Here is a 21,379-nt window from a genome sequence, read left to right on the forward strand (position 1 = left end):
TACCTCCCTGGCTATTTTGTTTTATCAATCCTGACCATTTAATTGTATCACAATTGATTTAGAACAGTCACTAATTTGACTGATAAACACTAGGTTTTAAGACGCCAACGTAAGGTAAGTTTCGATATTGCTCTGCATAGTCCAGTCCATATCCAACAACAAACTCATTTGGCACATCGAAGCCGACGTAATCAGCATCGATCTCAACAACACGGCCTTCCGGCTTATCTAATAACGTCACGATTTTCACTGATTTCGCTTTACGGTATTTGAATAGATCTACCAGATAAGCCAACGTGCGACCACTGTCAATGATGTCTTCAACGATCAAAAGATCGCGGCCCTCAACATTTGTATCTAAATCTTTGATGATTTTGACTTCTCCAGATGAAATCATGGCATTGCCATAACTCGAGACATCCATGAAGTCTAACTCCAAGTAACAATCCATCTCACGAACGATGTCTGCCATGAAAGGAACGGCACCTTTCAGTACACCTACGACTAGAGGATTTTTATCCGCATAAGCCGCCGTTAATTCTTGACCAAGTTCCACACAACGATTTTTGATTTCGTCACGGGAAATCAAAATTTTCTCAATATCTTTATCTAGCATAAAGTTCTCCTTCCAACTCTTACTTCTGATATTTATAAAGAAGTATGTAGTGTATTTTATCAGTTTCTGGCGCAATACTCAAATAGGAAAATGCATGAGGTAGTAAGGCAATCACCTGTTTATCAAGGTTTGTGACGACCCAACTTTTTTCTCGCTCTTCATTAGGAATTTTTGAATCGATAAAAAAACGACTGATCTTTTTGGTCAGGCCACGTGCCAAGCGGATTCGGTCTCCTGGCTGACGCTTACGTACGATCAGCTCAGAGGAATAGTTTAGCGGTAAATCTTGGGAAAACTCTGACCAATTTGTGATTTTTTTGGGAATATGCTGTTCATTTATCGGAAAATACCCAATCCATTCCTTTTCAGAAAGATAGATCCCTTCTCCTAAAACCAGACGCTGACTGACTTCTGTCAACGGCGCTGCAGGCTTTTGGGGAACAGCAATGAGTTCCAATAGTAATTGGTCATAACTGCGCCGCAGCTGCCACTGTTTGTGCAACGCCAATTGCCATTGCCCTTTCTTTTCGTCTAGCAAACGCAATAGCTGTGGCAGCTGTTTTTGATTGAGTGGATGCTTTGTAAAAGCTTCTGCTTGTTGCAAAAACCCCGCATAGAAAAAATAGCGCTGCGCCGGCGAAAACGTCGGCAGCTGTTGCAGATCGATCACTAAGCGAGTAGCTTGCTGTTGAACGAACGCAGACAACCATTGCTGCTGCTCTTGCTGGATCAACTGATTGGCGAACTGCATTTCTACAGAAAGCTGTTGAAAATGCGGCAACAGTTGCGGATTTTCCGCTTTTAATGCCGGCACTACTTGCTGGCGTAGTCGGTTTCGCAAATACAGCGGTTCGTGATTGCTTTCGTCTTCAAAGTAGGGAATCTGCTGTACTTGCGCATAGTCGTAAATCGCTGTCTTACTGACACTAAGCAACGGCCGCAACAGGATTCCAGCGTGAAAAGGCTGCTGCTGCTGCATCCCGCCAGCCGATTGCAAGCGGCCTTCTCGCATCATCTTCATCAGCATCGTTTCTACTTGGTCATCACTGTGGTGAGCAGTCAGCAAAACATCATAGCCTTCTCGGGACATGACATCGGCAAAAAACGTATAGCGAAAGTCCCGAGCGCTAGCTTCTATGCCAGTTTCTGGCGGATTTTCCCAGCACCGCTCATAAAAAGGAATGCCGCGTTCTTGGCAGTACTGCCGTAAAAAAGCAGCTTCCTCAGCAGATGCTGGGCGCAATTGATGGTTTACATGTGCCACACCAAAGACCTGCTCTTTTTGCATTTCGGGAAACAACTGACAAAAGACCTGCAGCAAGACCATGGAGTCGACTCCCGTCGATACCGCCAGCAAAAAGCGGCGTTTTTTTTCAGGATCGATGGCAGTGAGTTGCCCTCGAACGGTTTGAATGACCATCATTTGCCCTCCTTCTCATTTGGTAGATCCACAAGAAAGAAAGCTGAAACAAAACGAACCAACAGTTTTGTTTCAGCTTTTTCCAACTTGCTATTCATGTTTAGTTACGGCGTCCGCCGCGGCCACCGCGTTTTCCTTCTGTATTTCGACGTAATGATGAAAGACGATCATCACTATCTTTTAGAAAAGAACTCATCAATGAATCGAAGTCTTGTTTATTTACATTCGTAGTTTGATTGCGTGAAAAAGATTTTTTCGGATTTGGTCGATTGAATTCTTTTTTCGGGTATTCACGTTTTTCTTCCGGCTTATCTTCTGCTTTGCGGATCGATAGTCCAATTTTTCCATCGTTGCCGATTGCCGTAACAAGTACTGTCACTTCATCCCCAACAGACAACACGTCGTGAATGTCTTTGACGAATCCGTTTGATACTTCACTGATATGCACCAAACCAGTTTTCCCTTCACCAAGATCAATGAACGCACCAAAATTTGTAATACCAGACACTTTGCCCTTTAGTTTCGCTCCAACTTCGATTGACATATAAAAAATGTTCCTCCTAATTTTTACCCATTTAAAATAATTCAAACTACTGCGCTGAGTAGGTATGACATTGCTTAATCTTGTGACTCTGTGGATGATGATTCTTGTTCGCTTTGCGCAGAACGCTCATTAGTGTTTTGAGAATCCGTTCCATCTGGCAAGACAGGATAAATTTTTTCGCCATCTTTTGAGTAGAAGAATCGGCTGCGGGCCAATTTTGCCACATACTCATCGTCTTGCAATAAGGCAACATCTCGCTCCAATGAAGCCACTTTTTGTTCAGCTTCTTTTTGTTCGGCGACTGTTTCCGCCTTGTATTCCTTTAGTTTTTGCAGGCGCATTTGGTCGTTAAACATCTGAATCCCCACGACTGCAAATATCGCTAATGCCGCCACGAAAAACGCCACCAGCCGACGTCGGCGAAACACGACTTGCCGCCGTTCTTTTTCAAACTTGGCAAATTGCTCTTTCGCATAATCGGTCTGCAATAGTTCTATTTTTTTATTTGATTCTTTTGCCACCTGAACTCGCTCCCGTCGCTGTCTTTGTTTTTTACATTATACCAACATCCGCAAAGCTTGTCTAACTGAAAATGCCGTAAAAATCAAGCATTTTCTGAGATTCTTTCCTCTGAAACAATCTCATACATTTTTGCAGCGTCTTCTTTTTTCGTCGATTCATGCAATTCATTGACTTTTACTTCCAAGACCTTATTCCCGAACTGAATACGCATAGTATCGCCTACTTTGACGTCACTGCTTGACTTGGCTAATTTGCCGTTGATCTGAATACGTCCCTTGTCTGCCACTTCTTTGGCAACAGAGCGACGCTTGATGATGCGGGAGATTTTAAGAAATTTATCTAATCTCATGTTTTTCACCTCTTCTTAATAGTTTCTTTCCAAATGGAACTAACAGCCATTCGCGAATCGTTAACAATTTGATTTTGATCGCTGTCCCGATAAAGGCTGCGCCTCCCAGACCGACACCGCCTAGGCAAAAAATCAGCGCCTGTAGTCGATGGGTCAAAGGACCGTTCAATAAGATCGCAACGAAGCTATAATATAAGAATAGCACGCTTGCCATGATCCCTAAACAAAGAAATAATTTTTTTCCATAATTTCCTTCATACCAAAAGCGATTGATGCTACTTTGTGCTCGACGCTGTTCGGAAACCACAAAACAGCATAAGGTCGCGCCTAACCCCAACAGCGTACTGATACTTGCTCCTGCAGTCCCATAAGAAGCGGTCAGTGGCCACATCGATAGGCATTTGACCAAAAGACCAATCCCCGCAGCGAGCAAGCCGAAGGTATAGGTATTGCGACTTTGTTGAATGCTTTGATAGGCTTGAATCGTCGCCATCAGAGCGATGGAAAAGACAAACAATACCAGCGCAGCATTGCCAGATCCGTCTTTAAATAAGGCAAAATTGATATAAGGCAGCAAAATCGCTAACCCTACCGCAGAAGCCGAAGCAATCCCGATTGTTAGGCGCAAATACATTTTTGCCGACTTTTCAAACAGCTGCTGATTTTTTACCGTCAAATACTTGGTCAACGTTGGCAAAAACGTCGAGCTTAACGCCATCGCCACCACAAGACCTAGTTGGACGAGGGGTTGTCCGCGATCATAGATCCCTTTCGAAATCCGGGCTGCTTGTGCCGTCAATCCCCCCGCTTCTAGCGCATTGGTCAATAAAAACGAATCCGCTAACTGGAACAAGATCAAATAGCCGCTATAAATCGTCAACAGACCGCCTTCTAAGAAGAACCGTTTTTTCAACGAGGCGGATAAACCAGCGGTATTTTCTCCTGTACGGGTGACTGGTTTATGCCATAGCGATAGGCGTTTGCCGTTGATTTGTCGGCTATAATAACTTAAAATCCACCACGCCGCAAGGCCCCCGACTAAGGCACCCATCATGGCGACAGTCCCCGTTTGATAAATCGTCCAGCCCAATTGCTGGAAGGCTGCCGCAGCACCTAAAATCACACCAACTCTAAGCAGCTGCTCTACAACTTGAGACACTGCGGTTGGCACCATTTGTAGATTTCCTTGAAACATTCCTCGATAAAAGGTCAAGGGTGGGACAAACAAAAAGGTAAAGGAAACGACTCGAATCAAGCCTGCCAGTTGATGGTCCCCCATCACTTGCGCGATTGGACCGGCAAATAAAAAGGTCACAGCCCATAAGCCGATCGCCGACCAAAGCACATAAGGCATCAACGCTTGCAGCCGCTCCTTGCTTTTCAAAGGATCAGGTTCTTCAGCAACAATGCGGGAGATAAACTGCGGCAAACCTGACAACGCCAAAGTCATTGCCAATCCATAAATCGGATAGACCTGTTGATACACATAAAACCCTTCGTCGCCTACCAGGTTCTGAAAAGGGACCCGATAAACGGCACTTAAGATTTTTGCGATAAAGGAAGCGATCGTTAAAATAAACGCCCCTTCCATCGTACGCTTCAATTGTGATTTCGGCATCCCTCTGGTTCCTTTCTAGCCTTGGCTGGCGTATTTTTGTTCCCGTAACGCTTTGACAAAATCTTGGATTTCTAATAGCCAGGTGCTTTCTTTCATCACTGGCGGAATCTGTAATTTGATGGTCATTTGCTCATGATCGACACCCATCGTGGCTTTTAATTTAGTAGCTTTCAATGCTTCAAACAGCTGCTCCACCGAATAATTTTTCGTGCCGACTTTACTCAAAGTAAACGACACGGTTTGTTGCTGCTTGCGGATAGTTTCTAACAAGGCACGATCGCCGTTCATTTTGATCTCGCCCACCGTTAAGAGGTGCGCCACTTCTACAGGGTATTCTCCGAAACGGTCTAATAAATCATCTTGAAGTTCATCAACTGCTTCTTGTGATTCCAGCTCACGAATTCGTTTATAGATCTCGATTTTTTGCCGTTCGTCTTCAATATACGAAGTCGGTAAGTAGGCATCGATCCCCAGATCGATCTCAACGGTCGTTTTTTCTGTTTGGGTATTTTTCCCTTGTTTACGAGTGACTGCTTCCGACAGCATTTGTGAGTACATGTCAAACCCGACTGCATCGATAAAGCCGTGCTGTTGCGCCCCCAATAGATTTCCTGCCCCACGAATCGAAAGATCTCGCATCGCGATTTTGAATCCTGAACCTAACTCCGTAAAGTCCTTAATGGCTTGCAGACGTTTTTCACTGACTTCGTTCAACACTTTTTGCTGTTCATACATGAAATACGCATAAGCGACTCGATTGCTCCGACCGACACGGCCACGCAACTGATACAACGTCGAAAGCCCCATGTAATCGGCATTTTCCACAAACAACGTATTGGCATTGGGAATATCCACACCGGTTTCAATGATCGTCGTCGTCACCAACACATCGTATTGCCCTTCAATAAAGTCAAACAGGGTATTTTCCAATTGGATCTCGGTCATTTGCCCGTGGGCATAAGCGATTCGTGCATCTGGCACTAACGCCTGCAGTTCTTCGACTTTTCGCTCGATCGTATCGACACGATTATAGAGATAAAACACTTGGCCCCCGCGTGCCATCTCCCGTTGGATCGCTTCTCGCACCGCTCCTGGATTCATCTCCATCACATAGGTTTGGATCGGGTAACGATTTTCCGGTGGTGTTTCGATCACAGATAGGTCCCGCACGCCCAGCATCGACATATGCAATGTTCTTGGGATCGGCGTTGCCGTCAACGTCAACACATCGACTTGCGAACGCAGTTGTTTCAAGCGCTCTTTGTGTTTGACCCCAAAACGTTGTTCTTCATCGATCACCAACAAGCCCAAATCAGCAAACTCGACATCTTTTGACAATAATCGGTGGGTCCCCACCAAAATATCGACTTGCCCTTTGCGCACTTGCTCGATCGTTTCATTCTGCTGTTTTTTCGTCCGAAAACGACTCAGCACCCCAACATTGACGGGGAAGCCTTCAAAACGATCGACCATCGTTTCATAGTGCTGCTGTGCCAAGATCGTTGTCGGCACTAAGAAAGCCACTTGTTTGCTTTCTTTGATCGCTTTAAAAGCAGCCCGCAGCGCCACTTCTGTTTTCCCAAAACCGACATCTCCAACTAACAAACGGTCCATCGGCTTTTCTTTTTCCATATCCCGCTTGATCTCTGCCGTACTGCGCAGCTGATCATCGGTTTCCGAATAAGGAAAGGCATCTTCAAATTCTTTTTGATAGGCATCGTCTGGTTGAAAGGCATAGCCTTTTTCTGATTCGCGTTTGGCATACAATAAAATCAAATCATCTGCGATGTCTTCAATTTTAGCCGTCACTTTGCGCTTGGTCTTCGCCCACTCACTGCCGCCTAATTTATTGATTTTCGGTGTTTTCGATTCGGAAGCCACATATTTTTGAATCAAATTCAATTGGGTGACTGGAATAAAGAGCTTGTCTTCGTTTTGGTACAAGATCGTCATGTAATCTTGATGGACGCCATCGACTTCTAAGGTTTCCATGCCGATGTACTTCCCGATCCCATGATTCGCATGGACGACATAATCGCCGGCTTTTAACTCATTGTAGCTTTTGAGACGTTCCGCATTGGTGACATTTTGCCGGCGGGCTCTTTTTTTGTTCATCTTTTGGAAAATTTCTTTTTCTGTAACCACCACTAGCTTGTCTTGCGGCATTTCAAAGCCGCTTTGCAAACGTTCCACCACAATTTGGGTGCGTCCCGTAAACAGGCGGTCTTGTTGCGTCTGCACGGCATAGATATCATGATCTCGCAGATCTTGCTCTAACTTCTTGGCCCGTTCTTGGTCACTGACCAGAAAAATCACCGTTTGCTGTTGCTTCTCCCAGCGATCAATCTCAACTTTCAAGAGACCCATTTGGCTGAAAAACTGCTGCATCGGCCGGTATTGGAATTGATGGATCGCTTGGAAGCGAATGTTCCCCATTCCTTTTTGGAATAAAGAAAAGAAGCTGGTCACAAAGGTTTCTTTTTGCAGCAGTTGATGGACATCGATCCCGAATTGCTGTTCAGAAAAGACCCGCAGCTCCGCTAATTTTTGGGTATGCCACTCCGCTTCTTCCCGTTCGATCTCACGATTGGTCTCCATGATCCGAGCATAATCATCGATCATCAAAAAGGCGTCTTCAGAAAAATAATCTAAGACACTCGTTTGCTGACGATAAAGCAAATCCGTGTAATAACGGGCACTTTCACCGGGAATCCCCGCTTGCCATTGGGAGGCCAATTGGCCGAAATAGTCTTCTAAAAACGCGCGATCAGTTACTTCTTTGGTGACCGCCAACCGTTTGTTCAATAATTCTTGTAGCTGCTTTTGCCCCGCCGCTAAATCTTCCGCTGAGAAAACCAATTCGGTAGTCGGTAAAATAGCCACTTGCTGCAGCGTTTCCACTGAGCGTTGCGTTTCCACGTTGAAAGAACGCATCGAGTCGATTTCTACATCGAATAACTCGATCCGTACGGGGTATTCGGCATTTAATGGATAAATATCGAGGATGCTCCCACGAATACTGAATTCGCCGGGTTTGCCAATCATTGACTGCCGTTCGTAACCCATCAAGATCAATTGTTGCGGCAAACGCTCTAAATCGATCTCATCGCCGATTTGCCATTGGAATTGGTTGGCTAACCAGGTTTTCTTTTCAGGCAAATACTTTCGCAAAGCCGCCACCGGCAACACATAGATCCCAGTTTTTCCTTGAGAAACAGCATTCAGCGCTGCCACTCGTTCTTCTCGTGCTTCTGGTGAAGAAAAAGCCATTTCGGCTGACAACACTTCGTCCACTGGGAAAACATAGACATCATCCGTCACGTTGCGCAGATCTTCGGCTAGTTGATTCGTATAATACAGATTTGGTGTCACCACGATCACTTGTTTTTGAAATGCCTGATACACACCGGTGATCGCCAATGTTTTTGCCGATCCAGCTAGACCGGTCAGTAATTGCCGGGGGGCCTGTTCACGTAAACCTGCATGCCAAGCCGCCACTGTCGGCACTTTATTTATTAATTCAATTAAATCCATCTCGGCCCTCCTTAGTTAAATCGATTCATTGTGGCAAGAAAGTCGCCGTTGGTCAAGTAATCACTACTTGCCTCGACCGCCTTATCAATACTTTGTAAAACGATGGGCAGATCGTCTTTTGCAAAAGGACTCAGTACATGATTGACCACGGTTTGTCCTGGACGTGGCCGATCGATCCCGATTTTGATGCGGTCAAAGACTGTCGAGTCCAAATGCGCGATCAAACTCTTGATTCCATTGTGTCCCCCCGCACTGCCTTTTTGGCGCAAGCGGATTTTCCCTAATGCTAAATCAAGGTCATCATAGACCACTACTAATTCTTCTTGATAGATGCCAAAATAGGTCATCAACGGACCTACCGAACGACCGGATTCATTCATGAAGGTTTGCGGTTTGACCAAAAGGATTTTTTCACCCTTCAAGAAAAACTCTGCCACTTCTGCTTCAAAAGCCGACTTTTTAAAGGTTGCTTGGTACTTTTGTGCCAAGGCATCCACTACCATAAAGCCAACATTGTGTTTGGTTTTCTCATATTTTTTGCCGGGATTTCCCAAGCCTACAATCATTTTCATTTTTCGATTACGCTCCATTATTTCTAGTTTCAAGCTGATTCTTCATCTATTTTTATCGGTTTTCTTATCCAAACACAAAATACTGGGCACACAAATGCGCCCAGTTCTTTTGCTGAAATAATTATAACACGAAATGGACTGTTATGGTGGCGTCCTCTTGCTCAGTTTTTATCTTTCTTAACGAATCTTAATAAAACGTTGATATATCCTCTTTTTGACGTAATAACAAAGAAAGCATTTACAACTGAAACAGCGATATTTTGTGTAATATTGTTGTGCAAATCACATGACAAATATACTTGAAAATGGTAGGATGATAGCGAGTAAAACAATTATGCGGAAGGAATGATACACAGATGACTGCAAAAACGAACAAAAAAGATCACCAAAAGGTAATTCTTGTTGGAGACGGTGCGGTTGGTTCTAGTTACGCGTTTGCGCTGGTGACCCAAAACATTGCGCAAGAAGTCGGAATCATTGATATAAATACAGCAAAAACAGAAGGCGACGCAATTGATTTGTCCCATGCCTTGGCCTTTACTTCCCCTAAAAAAATCTATGCCGCTTCTTATGAAGATGCACATGATGCTGATTTAGTCGTTATTACAGCTGGTGCGCCTCAAAAACCAGGTGAAACCCGCTTAGATTTGGTTCATAAAAACTTGAAAATCAACCGGGAAGTAGTTACCCAAATCGTTGATTCAGGTTTTAACGGAATCTTCTTAGTAGCAGCGAACCCAGTCGATATTTTGACTTACTCGACTTGGAAATTCTCAGGCTTCCCGAAAGAACGCGTCATCGGTTCAGGTACTTCTTTAGACTCTGCACGTTTCCGTCAAGCTTTGGCTGAATTAGTCGATGTTGATGCCCGTAACGTCCATGCCTATATCTTAGGCGAACACGGGGATTCAGAATTCCCTGTTTGGTCTCATGCCAACGTAGCCGGCTTGCAAATCTATGAATGGGTCAAAAATAACCCAGACATCGATGAAGAAGCAATGGTCAACATTTTCTTCAGTGTTCGTGATGCAGCCTACACCATCATCGAGAAAAAAGGTGCGACCTTCTACGGGATCGCGGTAGCCTTAGCACGGATCACTCGTGCGATCTTAGACGATGAAAATGCTGTTTTACCATTGTCTGTGTACATGAACGGCGAATACGGCTTAAACGACTTGTACATCGGTGCGCCTGCAGTTATCAACGCCCAAGGGATTCAAAAAGTGATTGAGATCCCATTGACGGATGGTGAAAAAGACCGGATGGCCGCTTCTGCAAAACAATTAAAAGATATTCTTGATGAAGCTTTTGCGAAACTAGATGCAGAAGACAATCAATAATTTCTTTCACTTCGTTTAGCTAGTCAACTATGCCACTGAACGAACCTTACAGCTCACTCTTTTTCAGAACAATTTGATCAAGATGATTTGCTGCGGTTCGTTCAGTTTTTTTATGCAAAGAAATGCTTTTCTACAGCTTAGCTAAAGATAGTTTAAGAATTTTCTATTTTTCATGGAAGTTTCATTTGCCATATTCGCTTTCTTGGGGGAATATGGTATGATTTAAGCGTTATTATCTATTATGCCATTAGAAAAAAAGGAGTAGTTGAATGACTCGTTCAAACAAACATACTGACGCCAAGAACAATACCAAGAAAATTGTTCTGATCGTTGTGGCTGCTATATTAGTAGTGATCGCTGGCGGCTATACCTACCGAAGTACATATTATGCAAACCGTTTTTTACCAAAGACTGAAATCGATGGGATCGACATCAGCAACAAAACTGTTGCCGAGGCCAATGCCCTGCTGCATGACCGCTATTCGCAAGAAGATTTCACCATCAAAGAAGGCGATAGCGAATGGAAGACAATCAACCTTGCTCAATTTGGGTTACAAACGGATTTCACCGATGAGCTGCAATCGTTAAAAGATGAACAGAACCAGTGGAGTTGGGGAATGGCTTATGTTTCCGCTGCAGAAGAAAAAACACTGGACAATCTCTCGGTGGATCAAGATACGCTAAACAGCGAAACGGATACGATTCAAAAGGAACTAGAAACTTTAAATGAGGATCGTACCAAGTCAGCCGATGCAACATTGGAAAAAGGCGAAGACGGCTTTTCTATCAAACCAGAAGTTGACGGCGATGCCATTGATGTGGACAAAGCAGTAGCGGACTTACAAGAAGCCATCGTCAGTGGCGAAAAGGAATTAAATCTCGTCGATTACGTCACAAAACCAAGTGTGACCGCTGATGATCCTGATCTAACCAAAGAAATGGATTCGTTGAATAAAATCGCCAAAGTAACCGGCAATTATACGATCAACGGAAACACGTTTCAAATTCCAAGAGAATCGATCATGGATTGGCTCTCTTACAAAGATGGCAACACCACGATCGACGAAGACAAAGTAAGAAGTTATGTCGCTTCGATCGGAGAGCAATACAACACCAGCACCAATTCTTCGACCTTCAAGAGTACCAAACAAGGTGAAGTAACGGTTCCAGCCGGCACCCTCAGCTGGACGATCCAAACCGATGCGGAAACAGAAGCATTGATTGAGGCGTTAAAAGCCGGCGAAGACTTCACGCGCACACCGATCGCTCAAGGAAGCACCGATGCTGGCAGCCCGTTATTTGGCAACACGTATATCGAAGTTGATTTGAAAAACCAACACATGTGGTATTACAAAGATGGCGAGCTGGTGCTAGATACGAAAATTATTTCTGGAAAACCAGCCACACCAACGCCAACTGGTGTCTTCTATGTCTGGAACAAAGAAGAAGATGCAACCTTGACCGGTGAAGATTATGCGTCCCCTGTTGATTACTGGATGCCGATCGATTGGACCGGTGTCGGAATCCATGATTCTGATTGGCAAACGGAATACGGTGGTGATCTTTGGAAAACCCGCGGCTCTCACGGCTGTATCAATACTCCGCCAGGCGTGATGAAAGAATTGTACAGCAAAGCCGAAGTCGGGACACCCGTGATCGTGATTTAATGGAAAAAAGAGTCAAACCTTTTTATAGATGAACCAAAAGCTGCAAAAGAAAATTCTTTTGCGGCTTTTTTGTTGTTTCCCAAATGTTCCTGTTTACAAAGCGTCATTTAATTAATATACTTAATTAAGCATATTAATTAAAAAGGAGAATCACTTTGGAAAAAGTTGTCTTTATTGATCGTTCTACTTTAGCTGGAAGTCTGATTAAAATTTTCGCCCGCAACATCCAAATGCTGTCCGAGGATCAAATCAGCGTGACTGTTGTGACACCAGAACGTCTGATGAATTATCGTTTTTCGCAAGAAAAAATCGTTTTGGTCGATCCTTTGCTTTCTTTAACAGATCCGATGATCAAGCAGGCCATCCCGCCGCGAATCAAGCGCCTGTCATTTCCCATCAATCATTACAGCGGCATGAATGCTGAAGCCATTCTAGAATTGATCCAACAAGCATAACCTAAAAAAGGCCGACGGAAACCAATGGTTTCTGCCGGCCTTTTCTCATGCCACTTGCCCTCTGCTAGACAATCGCCTCTTCTTGTTCTAACAAAGTAACTTGTTCTCCTTTGTCTTGTAGCGCAGCGACGTGCATCGTGCCCCACTGGCAAAGGGTATCCAATAAGCCGCCTAACGTTTCTCCATATTCACTCAAGGAATACTCAACTTTGGGTGGTACTTGATTATAGGACTTGCGGGTAACGATATCAGACTCTTCTAATTCCCGCAATTGCTGCGTCAACATTTTCTGACTGATGCCAGGAATTTTTCGCCGTAAATCACTAGGACGCAATGCCCCATGGCGTAAATTACAAAGAATGATTGGTTTCCATTTCCCGCCGATGACATCCATCGTTGCTTCTACACCGATATTATAAATTTTTTCTTCCATTTTTTTCACCTCATCAAGTTTGTAAACACACAAATGTTACCAAAAGGTGTGTATCAAACAAAAAAGTACGTACTATACAACCTTACCTCCTCATTATATGATGATTACAGAAAAAAATAAAGGAGATGTTTTTATGATCGAAAAATTATCGGATACCGTTACACTGAACAACGGCAGCAAAATCCCCGGTTTGGGGTTAGGTGTCTTTCAAATCCCTGAAGCTGAAACAGCAGAGGTCGTGAAACAGGCCATTATCAATGGGTATCGCCTGATTGATACGGCGGCTATTTACGGCAACGAAACAGGAACAGGGGAAGGAATCAAACAAGGCTTACAAGAAACGGGGTTGGCTCGTGAAGAACTCTTTGTCACTTCCAAACTTTGGAACGATCATTTAACTTATGATGAAACGATCCATGCTTTCAATGAAAGTTTGGCCCGCTTAAACCTCGAGTATCTCGACTTGTACTTGATCCATTGGCCGGGAAACCAGGCATTTCAAGAGTCATGGCGCGCCTTGGAAGACTTGTATGCCGCTGGAAAAATCAAAGCAATCGGGGTCAGCAACTTCCAGATTCATCACTTGGAGCAACTATTGGCCGCTGCTAAGGTCGTTCCTGTCGTCAATCAGATCGAACTGCATCCCAAACTTACGCAGCAAGACCTGCGGGACTTTTGTGCTGAAAAGGGGATTGCGATCCAAGCTTGGTCACCTTTGATGCAAGGCAAACTGCTGAAAGAGGAAACTGTCTTGGCGATCGCCGATGCACAGCAAAAATCAGCGGCACAAGTGCTTTTACGCTGGGCTATCCAACAAGGAATCTTAGTCAATGTCAAATCGACACACCCTGAGCGAATGCGCGCCAATGCAGCGATTTTTGATTTCCATTTATCAGAAGATGAAATGGCTCGCTTGAACGCATTAAATGAGGACCTGCGAGTGGGTCCAGATCCAGACACATTCGATTTTCATTAACCAAACGATATACTAAACAAAACCTTAGGAGGAAGTATAATGACAAACACAAACACAGGCTTTTCAATGGTGAACCACGTGGGAATCACCGTCAGCAATCTCGAACGTTCCATCCAATTTTATGAAGCATTAACTGGAAAGAAAATCGCCAATCAAGATACGATCGGTGGCAAACGAATGGCGCAAACGCAAGGTTTAGAGGATACATTGATCAAATACGCCAATCTTCATTTAGACAATCTCAACATCGACCTTTTAGAATACGTCGAACCAAAATCCAACAAAGCTAGCTATTCCAATGAGCAAATCAGTGCCATGCATCTTTGTTTTGAAGTCGAAAATATTGATGAAGCCGTTGCTCGTCTAAAAGCCATCGGGGTTGAACCTGACGGTACCCCAATCGTTTTTGAAGAACAAGATGGTTTAAAAAGCGGCTTCGGGACAGGTGTTGCCTACTTTACAGATCCAGATGGTACCAATCTTGAACTGATTGCACCAAAAGGACCATTTCAACGCGGATAATTGAAAAAGGGATGGCGACTTATAGCGCCCTCCCTTTTTATTTACGCAAAACTATCTATTTTTTCAATAGTTCCCCTTCATAGAACCCTTTACAGCGAGTACAATAAATAGATAATCCTTTTTATTCGCTGATTTTCCCAACAAACCTCGCTTGAAAGGAAGTGATTTCGATCGATATTGGTCTTTTGTTGTTGATTTTTACGGGTATTTTTTTCATCGTCTTCCGGTTCTTTTACCGAGAAGAACCCAATTATATATTCGGCTTTCGCACCAAGCGCAGTACAGCCAGTGTCAGCAATTGGCGTTTTTCCCAGCAGTGGTTCTCCCTGTTGGCGATGCTCTTTCTAGGTGGGGTCATTTTGCTGCAGCGCAACGAGCTGATTGAAGAGAAATTTTACCAGATAGCCGTCCTTGGTAGCTATCTTCTAGCAGCACTGCTGGTAGAAATAGCGCTTTATCTCAAAGATTCACGCGCGAGCACCAAAAAGTAAGACAAAAAAGACATTCCGGGGAATGTCTTTTTTCTATTCTTTATTTTGACTGTGGATCGTGATTCCCAACACCAGGGCTAAAATTCCTGAAACCACCCAGATGGTCCGGTGGAATAAGAAAATTCCTAGCAAGCTGCTTAAAACCGCCCCAAAAAAGAAACCGCCGATGATCAAGGAAATAGAAATGATCTTGGGTGTCACTGATCGGTCCTGCTTAAACCCGCGCAAATACAAGTAATCAGCCAGCGAACGTAAATTGCCAGTGGTCATCGTGGTGGCATAGGGCATCCCTGCCAAGCGCCGATAAGCGGCATATTGAATCGCTGCAAAAAAAGATAATCCGGAATCAACCAGGACATTGGGTAAAGAACGCGCAAAAAAGCCCAGAACCAAAATACCGATTGCTTCAAAGATCAACGCAGCATTTTGCCAAACGATCCAACCACCAGTCGGAAAATGATGCTGCAGATAATTCGTCACCACGATCCCCACTAAAAACATACAGATTGGTGGCAGATACCGAAAGGCTTGTTCAAACTGCCCCGTTGAAAGATTGATCCCTAACAAAATAACATTCCCCGACTGCATGCTCGCAAACACTTCACCGTGAAAGAGATAGGTATAGGCATCTAAAAAGCCGCCAGCCATCGCGAGAAGAACCCCCACCGGCAAACTTTCATGCACGACAAACTCGGTTTTGCCTTTGACACTACTCAAACTTTTTTCCATTGGTTTCGCCTCTTGTTTTTTATACTTTCTAACAGCTTAACGCTTAAAAACGCCGACAACTCGTTATGTTTTGCGGCGTTTAGGTGACTTTTTCGATAACTGACAAATCAACCACCCAAAAAGAACGGCGGTCAGTGCTCCAGCTGAATCCAGCATGACATCTTGAAAAAGCGGCGTCCGTCCTCCCGTCAGCATTTGATGGTATTCATCGATCCCAGCATAGCCGGTAGCTGCTAACCAAGCAAAAAAAGCGGCTAGCCAATACGGCGTACGGCGATATACGAGAACGAAGAACAGACTGCCCCCTAAGACAAAATAGGTAAAGAAATGTGCGCCTTTACGAATGAAAAATTCCACAAATGAGAAATAGCCTTTTTCCGCAATACTGATCTCCGAACCAGCATAGGAAAAAGAAATCTTCTCTAGCCACTCTTTCAATGGTTCATTTTTTAAGATTCGTGAAAGCAACCCGATTTGTGATTGCTGCTCATAGGTTTGTGAAGAACTGATAAAGAGGATGACCATAACCGCAAGTGCGATACAAAAGTAAAAATTCGGTTCTTTCAGTAATTTTTTCATAGTTTTCACTCCTCATTTTCCTATCTTACCATTTTCATTTGGTGATGCAACTGTTTTTCCAGCAAACCGTGGTGACATTGCACACACAAAAAGAGTGCTTCCGTGAAGATTAGAAGCACTCTTTCTTTTTAAAAATAGCCATCGGTATGAAAAGCCGTCACCCGTTTGGTTGTGAGATTTTGGGGCTTGTGACGTTCAGCTCCTTCAACGATTCTCAGGGCTGTTTTGCGTTTTTTTCTCCAGTAAACAATGACGAACCCATCTCGTAGCCTTCTACATAATGGTTCAACCGATCGACGACCTCTGCTGCCGCTTCTTGTGACGGCGTGATGATCAATAAAATATCAAACCCTGCAATCGTGCCGACAATTTCTGGTAGCTCCATTTCATCAAGATAATTGGCGATCACATCGGCGCCGTTTTCAGCCGTATGAACGACAACTAAAAAGTCAATCTGCGTAATCTTTTTTAGGTACTCATACATCGAAAACGCAATTCTGTCTTCTAGATCCTGCTCTTTGGATTCAAAGATCGAATAATACGGCCGACCGTTTTTAGCATACGTTTTAGCGATGTTCATTTCCCGCATGTCTCTAGAAATCGTGGCTTGGGTAGCTGAAACATTTTCTTTTTTTAATAAATTCATCAATTCTTCTTGAGACTCAATCCGATGTAGGACAAAGAGTTTTTTGATAATTGCTTGTCGCTCTTTTTTTTTCATTTACTTGATCCGCTCCTCTCAAGTCGCCTCGCTTACTGAAATAGTTGATCCGTCTCGTTCACATCTTGAAACGTAGCTTACAAGAACAACATTGAGAAGATTAAAATGGCAAGATTGGAAATTCCGATAACCAGTAACGGTTTGCGCATAAAGCGGGTCCAAGTGGAATAGTTGACCCGAGCCAGCTCCAATCCCCCCATCACGACGCCAGAAGTTGGTGTGATCAAATTCACTAATCCGCAACCAGCAGTAAAGATCATCACCATGACGTTCGGATTGAGTCCGATGCTTTGCGCCAAGGCCCCCATGATCGGGATCGATACATACGCTAGTCCGGAAGTCGATGGAATCAAGAACGATAAGAGCAGATACAAAATGTAGGCGCCAATCACAAACAGGACAGGTGATAGACCTTCTAAAAGATGGGAAGCCCGATCCAAAATAAACAGATCCAAGTACGTCGTTTGCATAATGTAGGAAGCACCCCGTGCCACAACGATGATCAAGACAACGGATAAAATATCTTTGACCCCATCGATAAAGTTGGTCACGATTTCTTTTTCTGAGAATCCTTGAATCAACGCAATGATGATACTGATGTAGAAGAACCACATGGCCAAATCACCAAAATACCATTCACCGAAGCTATTGCCGGTCAAAAAGGCGGTCCAACCGTCAAACACATGGATATCAAAGTCGCCCCAAGGAATCAAGGAAACCACCATGATCACAAAGGATAAACCAAAAATCGTCAAAATCAGGCGATGTTTTTGCGTAAACACCAAGGCTTCGTTCGTGTCTTTGACAAAATGTTCTTCCATTTCTTTTTGCTCTTGCAGCGATAAGATCGTGGAGCCTTTGTCGGCTTTGACTTTTTTGGCATAAGACATCACCACAAAGATACAGTATGCGGTCGTGACTAACCAAAGCAATGCCCCGACTACTAAGATCGTGCCATTGTTTGGGGCAATATCGATGCTTCGCAAGGCATCCATCGCAACGCCGGTCGCAAAGGGATTGACGGTGGAGCCAATCACGCCGGCACCAGCACCCAGCATAACGGTTCCTGCTGCGACGATCGTATCAAAACCTGATGCCACCATCGTTATTGCTAATAAGGAATAAAAAGGAATCGTTTCTTCCGCCATTCCATAAGTGGAGCCGCCGATCGAAAACAAGATCATTAAAATCGGAATCAAAATCAACTCATTGCCTTTGAGTTTTTTGACCAAATGCTGAATCCCGGCTTCCAAAGCGCCTGTTCGCGTGACGATATTCAAAAAACCACCCAAACAGAGAATAAACACACAGATCTCGATCGCATCACGAAATCCGTTAAAAGGCGCCATAAAGAAATCAGAAAACTTGGCACCCACCACTTGGCTGACCATCTCTTCTTGGCCTGCTGGTAAAGAAGGCGCAAAAGGCTGCCCTGCTAAGAGCCAGGAAGCGACCGTCAAGGCGATAATGATCAGAAATAAGATACTGAATGATGTCAGCGACTTTTTTTCTTTTTGTTTTTTTTTCATCTGTGTTCCCCCTTTTTTGAATCGATCCTATTTGCTGCCAGCCATTACTTGGCAACATGAGAAAAATAATCTTGGTCATAAATAATGAGTTCTTTGTAGCGATAATAAATCTTTCTTTTATGCACGAGCGCCTTGAGCGTTTGACTGACTGTCTCTCGCGTCGTTCCACTGTACTTGGCTATATCATTGATAAAAACTGGAAAAGGGATGCGAATCTGCTCACCTTGTGTCTGCCCATGCTCGATCATCAAAAGACCAATCGTATTAACGACTCTTGTTTGCGCGCTGGAGGTGACACAATACTCGACACGGCGTCTTTGCTTTTCCAACTGCCGGCTCATTTGCTGATTGAGCCACAGCAACTGACTTGTAGACGAAACGACTAGCGGTTCAAACAGTGACATCGCTGCAAACTGCACGACAATGTCTGTTGCAGCGAATGCCGATACATCATAGTTGTCTCTTTCAAACAAGCCAATCAAAGGAAATAACTGATCTGGCCCAACAAAATCTACATAACAATAGGAATCAGTTCCGTCGGTCTTTTCGATCCGCACAAGTCCTTCTATCACAAGGAATATCCGATCTCTTACGTCGCCTTCATAAAAAAGCACTTGACCTTTTTTGTACGTACGGCAGTAAATATGCTCTTTCAAACGCTGCTGATTTTCTTCTTCCAGCCATTGAAAGCTGTTCGCTCTTGTTGATGGATCTTTTATTTGGTGGTCGATCATTTTTCTCACTCCAATGTTTTGGGTCTTGCTTTGCTGCTTCGCTTACTTCCAGGTGATCTGCGTGCCAGCATCATCGATAGCTGCCAGCTTGTCTAAAGAAGTAATCACTGCCCGTTTTTCCGCCCCCATTTTGACAAAGTTCAAAGCGGCTTGTACTTTCGGCAACATACTACCTGGTGAAAAATGGCCTTCATCGACATAGGTTTCCAATTCCGCGGCGGTCACATGATCCAACCACTGCTCACTTTCCTTGCCAAAGTTCAAAGCGATTTTTTCTACGCCCGTTAAAATGATCAGCTGATCCGCATCGACTAATCGAGCCAATTTTTCAGAAGCAAAATCTTTATCGATCACGGCTTCAACACCCAGGCCATTGTCTAGCACGGGAATGCCGCCGCCTCCTGCACAAATGACGATCGTGTTTTGTTCAATCAGCGCTTTGATGCTGGCAACTTCTTGGATCGCTTGTGGTGCAGGACTAGCCACGACTTTCCGCCAGCCACGACCAGCATCTTCCCGGTAGATGGCATCTGAAGCCGCCATGGCTTCTTTGGCAGCCGTTTCCGTTAAGAACGGCCCGATTGGTTTTGTCGGATGGGCAAATGCTGGATCTTGGGCATCGACTGTAATTTCCGTGACCACAGTCACCACCGGCTTCGCTATTTGTGCTGCTTTCAACTGGATTCTCAGCTCATTTTGCAACCAATAGCCAATACTGCCTTGGGTCATGGCGACACAGGTATCTAAAGGCATTGCTGGGTTTTTGCTAGAATCGCTCGCTTGCTGCTGCAAAACCAGGTTTCCCACTTGGGGACCATTCCCATGAGTAATGATCAAATTGACGTCTTTTCGGATCAAGGGAATCAGATAGTCCACGGTCTGTTTGAGTCGCTCTTTTTGCCCTTTGGCACTGGCATCTTCTGCTAAGATGGCGTTGCCGCCAAGGGCGACAACGATCGTTGGTTTCTTTTCACTCATCTGCTCACTGCTCCTTCTCACACTCTAGGAATAAATAGATCGCCTAATGTTACTGCCATGATCGCTTTGATCGAGTGCATCCGGTTTTCAGCCTCTTCAAATTGACGACCCCAGTGACTACGGAAAATATCGTCTGTGATCTCCATTTCAGAAATGCCAAATTTTTCTTCGATCATTTTTCCATACGTCGTATTCGTATCATGGAACGCTGGCAAGCAGTGCAGCACGATCAAGCCATCGTCTTGTTTTCCGGTGGCCATCACCATTTCGCGGTTGATCTGGTAATCTTTCAACAGCTTCACCCGCTCTTCGAACTGGTCTTCTTCCCCCATTGACACCCAAACATCGGTATACAAGACGTCTGCATCTTTGACGCCTTTTTGGATATCATCTGTTACCATCAACTGACTGCCAGATTCTTTAGCAAATTTGTTGGCATAGTCTGTCACTTCTTGCGCTGGGAAAAGTTCTTTTGGTGCACAGATACGAACGTTGACCCCTAAAATTGCCCCCGTCACTAACAAACTATTCGCCATATTGTTCCGGCCGTCGCCCACATAAACTAGCGTAATGTTTTCCAAGGTGCCGAAGTTTTCTTTGATGGTCATAAAGTCAGCGATCATTTGGGTTGGGTGCCATTCATCGGTTAAGCCATTCCAAACAGGAACACCGGAGAATTTGGCTAAATCTTCAACGACTTGTTGACTGAATCCACGAAACTCAATACCGTCAAACATGCTGCCTAAAACTTTTGCTGTATCTTCGACAGATTCTTTTTTGCCTAGCTGAATATCATTCGCGCCTAAAAATTCTGGATGGGCACCAAGATCGATGGCAGCTGTCGTAAAGGCCGCCCGTGTCCGAGTCGATGTTTTTTCAAACAAAAGGGCAATGTTCTTGCCTTCTAAATAACGATGAGAAATATTTTGTTTTTTCAATTGTTTTAAATAGATTGAAAAATCAATGAGGTATTCTAACTCGGCTTTCGTAAAATCTTTTTCTGCTAAAAAACTTCTTCCTTTAAATACTTGTTCCATCGATGATTCCTCC

Annotated in this window: 22 protein-coding genes; 6 read left to right on the forward strand and 16 right to left on the reverse strand. The window is 44.2% G+C overall.

Annotation, left to right across the window (positions count from 1 at the left end):
* Positions 1 to 70 precede the first annotated feature (70 nt).
* The 8 genes from hpt to pth all read right to left on the reverse strand — a co-directional run bounded on the left by hpt (position 71) and on the right by pth (position 9,175).
* A complete protein-coding gene (gene hpt / locus IGJ26_RS15100) occupies positions 71 to 616 on the reverse strand; it encodes a hypoxanthine phosphoribosyltransferase (protein ID WP_005230750.1) in 546 nt (181 codons plus the stop codon).
* Between the two features lie 19 nt (positions 617 to 635).
* Positions 636 to 2,036, reverse strand: a complete 1,401-nt coding sequence (tilS, locus tag IGJ26_RS15105; RefSeq protein ID WP_086316637.1) for a tRNA lysidine(34) synthetase TilS — start codon at positions 2,034 to 2,036, stop codon at positions 636 to 638.
* A gap of 100 nt (positions 2,037 to 2,136) precedes the next feature.
* Entirely contained in the window at positions 2,137 to 2,580 is a 444-nt protein-coding gene (locus tag IGJ26_RS15110; RefSeq protein ID WP_005233352.1) for a S1 domain-containing RNA-binding protein, read from the reverse strand.
* Between the two features lie 74 nt (positions 2,581 to 2,654).
* Positions 2,655 to 3,101, reverse strand: coding sequence for an FtsB family cell division protein (locus IGJ26_RS15115; protein ID WP_005233351.1), 447 nt, complete (start codon positions 3,099 to 3,101; stop codon positions 2,655 to 2,657).
* Positions 3,102 to 3,184: 83 nt separating this feature from the next.
* Positions 3,185 to 3,451, reverse strand: coding sequence for an RNA-binding S4 domain-containing protein (locus tag IGJ26_RS15120; protein WP_005230745.1), 267 nt, complete (start codon positions 3,449 to 3,451; stop codon positions 3,185 to 3,187).
* On the reverse strand, positions 3,438 to 5,069 hold the full coding sequence (locus IGJ26_RS15125; RefSeq protein ID WP_430599709.1) for a putative polysaccharide biosynthesis protein: 1,632 nt from the start codon (positions 5,067 to 5,069) through the stop codon (positions 3,438 to 3,440). Before IGJ26_RS15125 ends, IGJ26_RS15120 begins: the two co-directional genes overlap by 14 nt.
* A 15-nt stretch (positions 5,070 to 5,084) precedes the next feature.
* Entirely contained in the window at positions 5,085 to 8,603 is a 3,519-nt protein-coding gene (gene mfd / locus IGJ26_RS15130; protein ID WP_016620327.1) for a transcription-repair coupling factor, read from the reverse strand.
* Between the two features lie 11 nt (positions 8,604 to 8,614).
* Positions 8,615 to 9,175 (reverse strand): aminoacyl-tRNA hydrolase, encoded by a 561-nt coding sequence (gene pth, locus IGJ26_RS15135; protein ID WP_008380153.1) that lies wholly within the window; start codon positions 9,173 to 9,175, stop codon positions 8,615 to 8,617.
* A gap of 356 nt (positions 9,176 to 9,531) precedes the next feature.
* Between pth and IGJ26_RS15140 the strand changes: the two genes are divergently transcribed.
* The 3 genes from IGJ26_RS15140 (at position 9,532) to IGJ26_RS15150 (ending at position 12,637) form a co-directional block, all read left to right on the forward strand.
* A complete protein-coding gene (locus IGJ26_RS15140; RefSeq protein ID WP_005230720.1) occupies positions 9,532 to 10,515 on the forward strand; it encodes an L-lactate dehydrogenase in 984 nt (327 codons plus the stop codon).
* A gap of 269 nt (positions 10,516 to 10,784) precedes the next feature.
* Entirely contained in the window at positions 10,785 to 12,182 is a 1,398-nt protein-coding gene (locus tag IGJ26_RS15145) for a L,D-transpeptidase family protein (RefSeq protein ID WP_101699440.1), read from the forward strand.
* Positions 12,183 to 12,337: 155 nt separating this feature from the next.
* On the forward strand, positions 12,338 to 12,637 hold the full coding sequence (locus tag IGJ26_RS15150) for a hypothetical protein (protein WP_005233340.1): 300 nt from the start codon (positions 12,338 to 12,340) through the stop codon (positions 12,635 to 12,637).
* Between the two features lie 64 nt (positions 12,638 to 12,701).
* Here IGJ26_RS15150 and IGJ26_RS15155 read toward each other — a convergent pair whose 3' ends face one another.
* Complete coding sequence (locus IGJ26_RS15155) at positions 12,702 to 13,070, reverse strand: winged helix-turn-helix transcriptional regulator (RefSeq protein WP_005233339.1); 369 nt, start codon at positions 13,068 to 13,070, stop codon at positions 12,702 to 12,704.
* Positions 13,071 to 13,167: 97 nt separating this feature from the next.
* On the opposite strand from IGJ26_RS15155, the gene IGJ26_RS15160 reads away from it, so the two are divergent.
* The 3 genes from IGJ26_RS15160 (at position 13,168) to IGJ26_RS15170 (ending at position 15,059) form a co-directional block, all read left to right on the forward strand.
* Positions 13,168 to 14,046: an aldo/keto reductase gene (locus IGJ26_RS15160; RefSeq protein ID WP_016611992.1), complete on the forward strand. Its 879-nt coding sequence runs from the start codon at positions 13,168 to 13,170 to the stop codon at positions 14,044 to 14,046.
* Positions 14,047 to 14,085: 39 nt separating this feature from the next.
* On the forward strand, positions 14,086 to 14,568 hold the full coding sequence (locus tag IGJ26_RS15165) for a VOC family protein (RefSeq protein ID WP_005233337.1): 483 nt from the start codon (positions 14,086 to 14,088) through the stop codon (positions 14,566 to 14,568).
* 161 nt (positions 14,569 to 14,729) lie between these two features.
* Positions 14,730 to 15,059, forward strand: coding sequence for an SdpI family protein (locus IGJ26_RS15170; protein WP_016611997.1), 330 nt, complete (start codon positions 14,730 to 14,732; stop codon positions 15,057 to 15,059).
* A gap of 33 nt (positions 15,060 to 15,092) precedes the next feature.
* On the opposite strand, the gene IGJ26_RS15175 is transcribed toward IGJ26_RS15170, so the two are convergent.
* From IGJ26_RS15175 to argF, 7 genes are all read right to left on the reverse strand, one after another.
* Complete coding sequence (locus tag IGJ26_RS15175) at positions 15,093 to 15,788, reverse strand: YoaK family protein (RefSeq protein WP_008380162.1); 696 nt, start codon at positions 15,786 to 15,788, stop codon at positions 15,093 to 15,095.
* A 63-nt stretch (positions 15,789 to 15,851) separates the two neighbouring features.
* A complete protein-coding gene (locus IGJ26_RS15180) occupies positions 15,852 to 16,367 on the reverse strand; it encodes a VanZ family protein (RefSeq protein WP_194199892.1) in 516 nt (171 codons plus the stop codon).
* A gap of 214 nt (positions 16,368 to 16,581) precedes the next feature.
* Positions 16,582 to 17,088 (reverse strand): arginine repressor, encoded by a 507-nt coding sequence (locus IGJ26_RS15185; protein ID WP_005233333.1) that lies wholly within the window; start codon positions 17,086 to 17,088, stop codon positions 16,582 to 16,584.
* Positions 17,089 to 17,165: 77 nt separating this feature from the next.
* Positions 17,166 to 18,617 (reverse strand): YfcC family protein, encoded by a 1,452-nt coding sequence (locus IGJ26_RS15190; protein ID WP_008380167.1) that lies wholly within the window; start codon positions 18,615 to 18,617, stop codon positions 17,166 to 17,168.
* A 44-nt stretch (positions 18,618 to 18,661) separates the two neighbouring features.
* Positions 18,662 to 19,351: a Crp/Fnr family transcriptional regulator gene (locus IGJ26_RS15195; RefSeq protein WP_005233329.1), complete on the reverse strand. Its 690-nt coding sequence runs from the start codon at positions 19,349 to 19,351 to the stop codon at positions 18,662 to 18,664.
* 42 nt (positions 19,352 to 19,393) lie between these two features.
* A complete protein-coding gene (gene arcC / locus IGJ26_RS15200) occupies positions 19,394 to 20,329 on the reverse strand; it encodes a carbamate kinase (protein ID WP_005233327.1) in 936 nt (311 codons plus the stop codon).
* A gap of 17 nt (positions 20,330 to 20,346) precedes the next feature.
* On the reverse strand, positions 20,347 to 21,366 hold the full coding sequence (argF, locus tag IGJ26_RS15205) for an ornithine carbamoyltransferase (protein ID WP_008380172.1): 1,020 nt from the start codon (positions 21,364 to 21,366) through the stop codon (positions 20,347 to 20,349).
* Positions 21,367 to 21,379: the final 13 nt, after the last annotated feature.

The organism is Enterococcus sp. AZ095a, assembly GCF_050546735.1.
GTDB classification, from domain to species: Bacteria; Bacillota; Bacilli; order Lactobacillales; family Enterococcaceae; genus Enterococcus_D; species Enterococcus_D entomosocium.

Bases quoted from the DNA above. Each gene is read 5' to 3' on its own strand.
- mfd (WP_016620327.1), bottom strand. From the start codon at position 8,603: ATGGATTTAATTGAATTAATAAATAAAGTGCCGACAGTGGCGGCTTGG.
- IGJ26_RS15185 (WP_005233333.1), bottom strand. From the start codon at position 17,088: ATGAAAAAAAAAGAGCGACAAGCAATTATCAAAAAACTCTTTGTCCTA.
- hpt (WP_005230750.1), bottom strand. From the start codon at position 616: ATGCTAGATAAAGATATTGAGAAAATTTTGATTTCCCGTGACGAAATC.
- IGJ26_RS15110 (WP_005233352.1), bottom strand. From the start codon at position 2,580: ATGTCAATCGAAGTTGGAGCGAAACTAAAGGGCAAAGTGTCTGGTATT.
- IGJ26_RS15175 (WP_008380162.1), bottom strand. From the start codon at position 15,788: ATGGAAAAAAGTTTGAGTAGTGTCAAAGGCAAAACCGAGTTTGTCGTG.
- IGJ26_RS15195 (WP_005233329.1), bottom strand. From the start codon at position 19,351: ATGATCGACCACCAAATAAAAGATCCATCAACAAGAGCGAACAGCTTT.
- IGJ26_RS15165 (WP_005233337.1), top strand. From the start codon at position 14,086: ATGACAAACACAAACACAGGCTTTTCAATGGTGAACCACGTGGGAATC.
- argF (WP_008380172.1), bottom strand. From the start codon at position 21,366: ATGGAACAAGTATTTAAAGGAAGAAGTTTTTTAGCAGAAAAAGATTTT.
- IGJ26_RS15145 (WP_101699440.1), top strand. From the start codon at position 10,785: ATGACTCGTTCAAACAAACATACTGACGCCAAGAACAATACCAAGAAA.
- IGJ26_RS15120 (WP_005230745.1), bottom strand. From the start codon at position 3,451: ATGAGATTAGATAAATTTCTTAAAATCTCCCGCATCATCAAGCGTCGC.
- arcC (WP_005233327.1), bottom strand. From the start codon at position 20,329: ATGAGTGAAAAGAAACCAACGATCGTTGTCGCCCTTGGCGGCAACGCC.
- tilS (WP_086316637.1), bottom strand. From the start codon at position 2,036: ATGGTCATTCAAACCGTTCGAGGGCAACTCACTGCCATCGATCCTGAA.
- IGJ26_RS15180 (WP_194199892.1), bottom strand. From the start codon at position 16,367: ATGAAAAAATTACTGAAAGAACCGAATTTTTACTTTTGTATCGCACTT.
- IGJ26_RS15125 (WP_430599709.1), bottom strand. From the start codon at position 5,069: ATGCCGAAATCACAATTGAAGCGTACGATGGAAGGGGCGTTTATTTTA.
- IGJ26_RS15140 (WP_005230720.1), top strand. From the start codon at position 9,532: ATGACTGCAAAAACGAACAAAAAAGATCACCAAAAGGTAATTCTTGTT.
- IGJ26_RS15155 (WP_005233339.1), bottom strand. From the start codon at position 13,070: ATGGAAGAAAAAATTTATAATATCGGTGTAGAAGCAACGATGGATGTC.
- IGJ26_RS15160 (WP_016611992.1), top strand. From the start codon at position 13,168: ATGATGATTACAGAAAAAAATAAAGGAGATGTTTTTATGATCGAAAAA.
- IGJ26_RS15190 (WP_008380167.1), bottom strand. From the start codon at position 18,617: ATGAAAAAAAAACAAAAAGAAAAAAAGTCGCTGACATCATTCAGTATC.
- pth (WP_008380153.1), bottom strand. From the start codon at position 9,175: ATGAAAATGATTGTAGGCTTGGGAAATCCCGGCAAAAAATATGAGAAA.